This window comes from Planktotalea sp. (assembly GCF_039984035.1).
GTDB lineage: Bacteria > Pseudomonadota > Alphaproteobacteria > Rhodobacterales > Rhodobacteraceae > Planktotalea.
In genome coordinates, this window is record NZ_JBDWVM010000203.1 from 1 (window position 1) to 6041 (window position 6041).

The window sequence follows — 6041 nt, forward strand, 5'->3', positions numbered from 1 at the left end:
AGTGTTACCTCAGGTGGGCAAACGCCTTTGAGGTAGAACAGTGCAAAGCCAACGGGCGGTGTTAGGAACGATGTCTGCAACGTCACGGCCACAAGGATCGCAAACCACACGACCGATGGATTATCGACAACGCCGAAACCAGACACAGCCAAGTCGAGCGATAGGATCACAGGCAACATAAGCGGCATAATGATCAGTGTGATTTCGATCCAGTCCAGCAAGAAGCCGAGGCAGAAGATGATGAACAGGATGAAGCCGACAACCATATAGGGGTTTTCGAATGATCCAAGCACAACGCCTTCGATGATTTCATCGCCGCCATAGCGGCGCAGAACGTAGGCAAAGAAGGATGCGGTGATGAAGATACCGACAATATAACCGCTGGTTTTCAAGGTCTGTAGCATCACGTCCTTGAACACTGCCATGTTCAGATTTTTACTGAACAGGGCAAGGATCGTTGCGCCCAATGCGCCGAGGCCAGAGGCTTCGGTCGGGGTGGCAAAGCCAAAGAAGATCGAGCCGAGAACCAACATGATCAGGCAGAATGGCGGCAAGACAGAGAGTGCAACTTCGCCGATGATTTTCATCGACACCGGTTCGCGGTTTTCTGGCAAGGGCATCGCGTTCGGGTTAAACAGACCGTAGACGATCAGGTAAAGAACATAGAGCGCGCCGAGCAACAGGCCCGGGAACAATGCGCCCATGAACAAATCCCCTAGCGAGATCGCAAGCTGGTCGGACATGATCACCAACATGATCGAGGGTGGGATCAGGATCCCCAATGTACCCGATGCCGCAACCGTGCCAGCAGCCACGGGGCTGTTGTAGTTCTGCTCCAACATCGTCGGAATACCCATCACGCCCAACAGTACAACTGAGGCACCAATCACACCTGTAGAAGCCGCAAGGATGATCCCGATCAGCATGACCGACAGGGCCAAGCCACCGCGCACAGCACCGAACAACACTTGCATAGAGCGCATCATACGTTGCGCCACGCCAGATTGATCCAGCATGAGCCCCATGAAAATGAACATCGGCAAGGCGACTAGAACGGGGTTGTTGATGGTCCCGCCAAAGAAACGACCACCGACAGCTGCGAGCCTTTGGTAGGTCAACCGGACGCGATCATATTCGATGAATTCCTCGATGATACGGCGGTTCGGGTCCAACACGAATTCGCCAATGACGATGAAGATCAGACTGATACCCACAAGGGCAAAGGCCACGGGAATGCCGCGGAATAACAGGTAGATGAACCCCAAGAACATGGCCAAGACCATCCATTGGTTGAGGTTCATAAGCTCACCCATAAGAGAAAGAATTTGCATGATCTTTATCCTTTAGAGGCGCGTCGGCTCAGACCGAAGCTGACAATGATGGCAACGAGGACAATGATCAGCCCGTACCAAATTGTGTGTGCGATAATCGGTTCGTTCGAGATGCGACGAACCTCGATTTCACTATTAGTGGCGCGGATCGCCCACCACAAAATGTAAAAGCTCGCCCGTTCCGCCATGAACCAAGCAGCCGGGAACATCCCGAGCAAAAAGGTCCAAAGGCGAGCGCTCGCGAAGACCATCAAATGGCGCCGCATCATCGACATCGATGCGAGAATGGCGAGGACAAATAAGGCTGGCAGGCTGAGCTTCAACAGGTAGAGCTTGTGCAAACCATTCGCGCTGCTGGATCCTTCCCCGGCAACAAATGACGCCCATCCGTAGTGGAACAAAACATCTGCCATGATGATCAGGAAGGGTAGCAACAGCCAACCAAGGCCGAAAACTTCGATCTTGGCTTTTTTCGGTGCGCTGAAGTTTTGGTGTAGGATATCAACGCGGACGTGGCTCTGGGTTGTGATCGCGTAGGAAAACCCGACGGTCATCGAGAAACCGTACATCCACCATTGCGCATCATCCAACCATGCTTGGTTGTGACCCAGCTTTCGCATCACCACTTGCGCCGTAATCGCAAGCATCAAAATCGGGAACAACCATCCCGTCACGCTCGATACAAAGATAACCAATCGGTCGAAAATAGTCTGCTGGTCGACATCACTCTCCCCTGACGCATGTGCGTGCGGGTCAATCGACGATTCAATCTGGGCTGACATGTCGGAAACTCCCTAGCCTTGAAAGACAAATGGGGCGGCACTTGTATGCACCGCCCCAATCGAAAAAGTCGTGTTACTGACGTGGTAGGTAGATGGACTTGGACCACACCGCATAGCCTTCGCGGTATTCTTGAAGGTCGGCCCATACTTCTTGGAAGAACGGGTCGTCTGCGCCCAACTCATCCACAACTTTGCCCCAAGATGTTTCAAACGCGGTCATGATCTCTTCAGGCCACTGCTTGATGATCACGCCGTTGTTTTCAACGTTGTCGACCATTGCGGCAAAGTTTGTTGCTTCGCCTTCTGCAAGGTTGGTTGTGATGTTTGCAAGGCAGGCCACTTCGATCTGCTTTTGCGCAACTTCACCCATGTCTTCCCAGACATCGCCGTTGATCAACAGTTCGAACAATGTGGAGGGCTGGTGCCAACCGGGGAAGTAGTTGTAGCTCGCGATTTTGTGGAAGCCGAGACGCGCATCGATCAATGGCATTGAGAATTCGGTCGCATCAATCGCGCCGCGCTCAAGCGCTGGGAAAATGTCGGAAGCACCGAGCAAAGACGTAGACACGCCCAGGTTTTCCATGACTTTTGCGCCAAGGCCGAAGAAACGCATGTTCAGACCTTGGAGGTCTTCAACCGTTTTGATTTCTTCTTTGAACCAACCAGATGTTTCTGGCGCGATGATCCCACATGGCAGTGTTTTTACGTGGTAGCCGTTGTCATCATACATCTGCTGCCAGTATTTCGCGCCGTCATCGTAGAGAATCCAGCCCATGAATTCGCCCGCTTCTGGGCCAAATGGGACTGCGGCAAAGAGCGATGCAGCGTTGATCTTTCCCTGCCAATATCCGGTCGTCGCGTAAGCTGCGTCGATGGAACCGTTAGATACGGCATCAAGCGCTTCAAGCGTTGGAACCAATTCGTTCGGATCGAAGTGCTCAAACTCCACTTCGGTCGAAATGCCGTTGATCTTTTCCACGAAATCCACGGCTGCAGTACCCAAGATCGGCAAGTTGCGACCAAATGCGGATGTCATTTCCAGTGTTTCCTGCGCGGTTGCTGCGCTGGACATTGTGAGACCGGCGACGGCCGCCATTACAAAATTCTTCATAGGTTCCTCCCTTTAGATAGCACCTGACAGCCCCGACAATTCGAGCCGCTATCTGGCGATATCTGGTAAATAAACTTAACCAGAAGTTAAGGTCAAGTTTATTTACCAGAAACAGGATTCCTCTCAAAAGTCCTTGTTTCCAAATGTGTTTTGTAAGGTTACTATGTTACCGAGGGCCAAAGCTGCGCCCAATGGAGAAGTGCAATGCGAAAGAAAAACGCACCTGGGCGTCTGTTCGACCGAATCGACAACCCGTCCATTTCAGACACTGCGGTGGTGCAAATCGAAGAGCTGATCCTCTCAGGCGTGCTCAGAGAAAACGACATGTTGCCCGGCGAACGTGAACTGGCAGAGCAAATGGGCATTTCACGCCCGAAAGTCCGCGAAGCGCTGCAACAACTGAGCGAAAATGGCCTCGTCAACATCATCGCAAAAGACGGTGTGTACATTGCCAAGCTTGGCGGTGACATCATGTCGCCCGCCCTCATCGCGCTCTATAACCGCAGCCCGTCTGCGATCCGAGACAACCTTGAATATCGTCGTGAAAAGGAAGGGTTCGCAGCCCGCCTAGCAGCCAGTCGGGCCACCGCAAGAGATCGCGACGAATTGCTGGATATTCTCGCAGCCATGAAAGTCGCCGACGAAGAGCATGATCGGGAGCGCGGCACTGAACTTGATCTTGAGCTCCACCACTCAATCGTCTTCGCGGCGCACAATCGCACCCTCACCCACATGATGGCAGGACTTTATTCGCTCAACAAAAGCTCTTTGTTCTATAACCGAGAAGAGGTTTTGGACATTAATAACGTTGCTGATGCCTTATTTCAGCAACACGAAGCGATTGTTGGCGCGATTTGTGATGCCAAGCCCCTCGAGGCCGAGAACGCAGCACACACGCACATCGATTATGTTCGAAAATTGATCGAAACAGAATTCGAACGTCGCCACCGTGAATCGATTTCAGACAAGAAATACGTTCCGCGTTCGCTTTAGATCGCGGCGCAAAAATGGTAAATTGAAACCATTAAGCGCTGATGGCGGCAATATCGTTATCAATCGTTGATGCTCTTTGTAGAACGTCACAAACCTTTACTTCGATCCCGCTATTTTCTGAAGCCGATCAATGGGCCGCGCCCTGCAATGCAGGCTTAAACATCAAGCATTTCGGACCCAGCACGGACACTAATAGTGATCAGCCCCAATGACCGCTGTGCGGACGAAGCGGACATGGCCACATCAAGGACCAATGTCTGCTTTCGTTTGGATGCGATTACAGTTAGTGTCCAAATTACTGAATTTAAAAACTCACTTTGAATTCCCATTCGAAAACGTCGGTTGCTCAAACTTCCGTCTACTTGTTTTTCCAAGTTCCGCAGTCGCGGTCTGTTTTTCTGAAAAATTGTTATTGGTCATGTCTGACGATCTAAAGGTCGCCGCCATGTCCTAAAATGAAAAGAGATAGTTATGCCTACGACTTATTTCCTGTTGATTGATGGCATTGCTGGCGATTCCGCGATCCCTGGATTTGAAGGCTGGTTTGATTTGGATGCGTTTAGTCTAGGTCAAAGCCATTCTGGCACCACGCATTTTGGAGCCAATGGAGGCGCAGGCCGTCTCAACGTTCAGGATCTGTCAGTTTCGCTGTCGGGGAACGCTGGCCTGACAAGTTTGCTGAACAGCACCTCTATGGGCTCTCACATTGATGCAATTCAGATCGTGGGTATCAGTAGCAACGATCAGGCAATCGTCTACGAACTCACGCTTAATGATATTATGACCACGTCCGTGTCAGAGGAATCTGCGCAAAACAACGTCCCAATCCTCGACGTTACGTTCAACTTTGGTCAATTCGGCCTCGTCACGACCACCCAGAACCAAGATGGCAGCCTCGGGGGGCAACAAAGCTACGGCTATGATACTACCACGAACGAGGTTATCGACCCCGCAACTCTAGATGAGCCGACGCCATCGCGCGCTGTCCTTGCCTCAAATCCAACGACATACTACTTGCTGATCGATGGCATTGCGGGTGACTCTACGGACGAAGGCTACGAGGGCTGGTTTAAGCTGGATGCGTTTAATCTGGGCCAAAGCCAATCAGGCACCACACATACGGGCCCTGGTGATGGCGCAGGTCGTGTCGATATTCAGGATTTGTCAGTCGAACTATCTGGGAACACGGGGCTGGCTGATTTTCTCAACGGTTCCGCCACGGGTATATACCTTGATGCGCTGCAGATCGAGGGCGTCACGCGGCGCGATGCGACGGTCTACCAGCTCACCCTCAACGACATTCTGGTCACTTCCGTAAACGAAACCACGGAGCCGAACGGCGCATCGAGCCTCGATGTTGCGTTCAACTTTAGTCAGATCGGCCTCGTCACGACTGGCCAGAACCCAGATGGCAGCCCTGCGAGCCCTGGGACGGAGCAATCCTACGGTTGGAATCTTGTTGATAACACCTATCTCGATCCCGCAACCCTCGATGCGCCAACAAGCTTACCCGCTTTCGGTAACTCAGCGCCTACGACTTACTTCCTGTCGATTGATGGCATTGCGGGCGATTCCACGGCCAGAGGATTTGAGGGCTGGTTCGAGTTGGATGGGTTTAATCTGGGTCAAAGCCAAGCTGCCACGACGCATACAGGTGCTGGTGCTGTCAGTGTTCGGGATTTGTCAATCGCGCTTTCGGGGAACGCTGGCCTGACAAGTTTGCTGAACAGCACCTCTTTGGGCGCACATATCGAAGCAATTCAGATCGTGGGTATCAGTGGCAACGATCAGGCAATCGTCTACGAGCTCACACTTAATGATATA

5 protein-coding genes are annotated in these 6041 nt (G+C 52.1%); 2 read left to right on the plus strand and 3 right to left on the minus strand.

Going from position 1 to position 6041, the window contains the following annotated elements:
* The 3 genes from ABJQ89_RS09375 to ABJQ89_RS09385 form a co-directional block, all read right to left on the minus strand.
* On the minus strand, positions 1 to 1331 hold a 1331-nt coding region (locus tag ABJQ89_RS09375; protein WP_348495986.1), incomplete at its 3' end, for a TRAP transporter large permease subunit.
* Positions 1332 to 1336: 5 nt separating this feature from the next.
* Positions 1337 to 2113, minus strand: a complete 777-nt coding sequence (locus ABJQ89_RS09380) for a TRAP transporter small permease subunit (protein ID WP_348495987.1) — start codon at positions 2111 to 2113, stop codon at positions 1337 to 1339.
* 73 nt (positions 2114 to 2186) lie between these two features.
* Complete coding sequence (locus ABJQ89_RS09385; RefSeq protein WP_348495988.1) at positions 2187 to 3224, minus strand: TRAP transporter substrate-binding protein; 1038 nt, start codon at positions 3222 to 3224, stop codon at positions 2187 to 2189.
* 204 nt (positions 3225 to 3428) lie between these two features.
* Here ABJQ89_RS09385 and ABJQ89_RS09390 point away from each other — a divergent pair, with 204 nt between their 5' ends.
* The gene (locus ABJQ89_RS09390; RefSeq protein ID WP_348495989.1) at positions 3429 to 4217 is read left to right on the plus strand and encodes a FadR/GntR family transcriptional regulator; all 789 of its coding nucleotides are present in this window, start codon (positions 3429 to 3431) and stop codon (positions 4215 to 4217) included.
* 471 nt (positions 4218 to 4688) lie between these two features.
* The coding region (locus ABJQ89_RS09395; protein WP_348495990.1) for a type VI secretion system tube protein Hcp at positions 4689 to 6041 on the plus strand (1353 nt) is incomplete at its 3' end.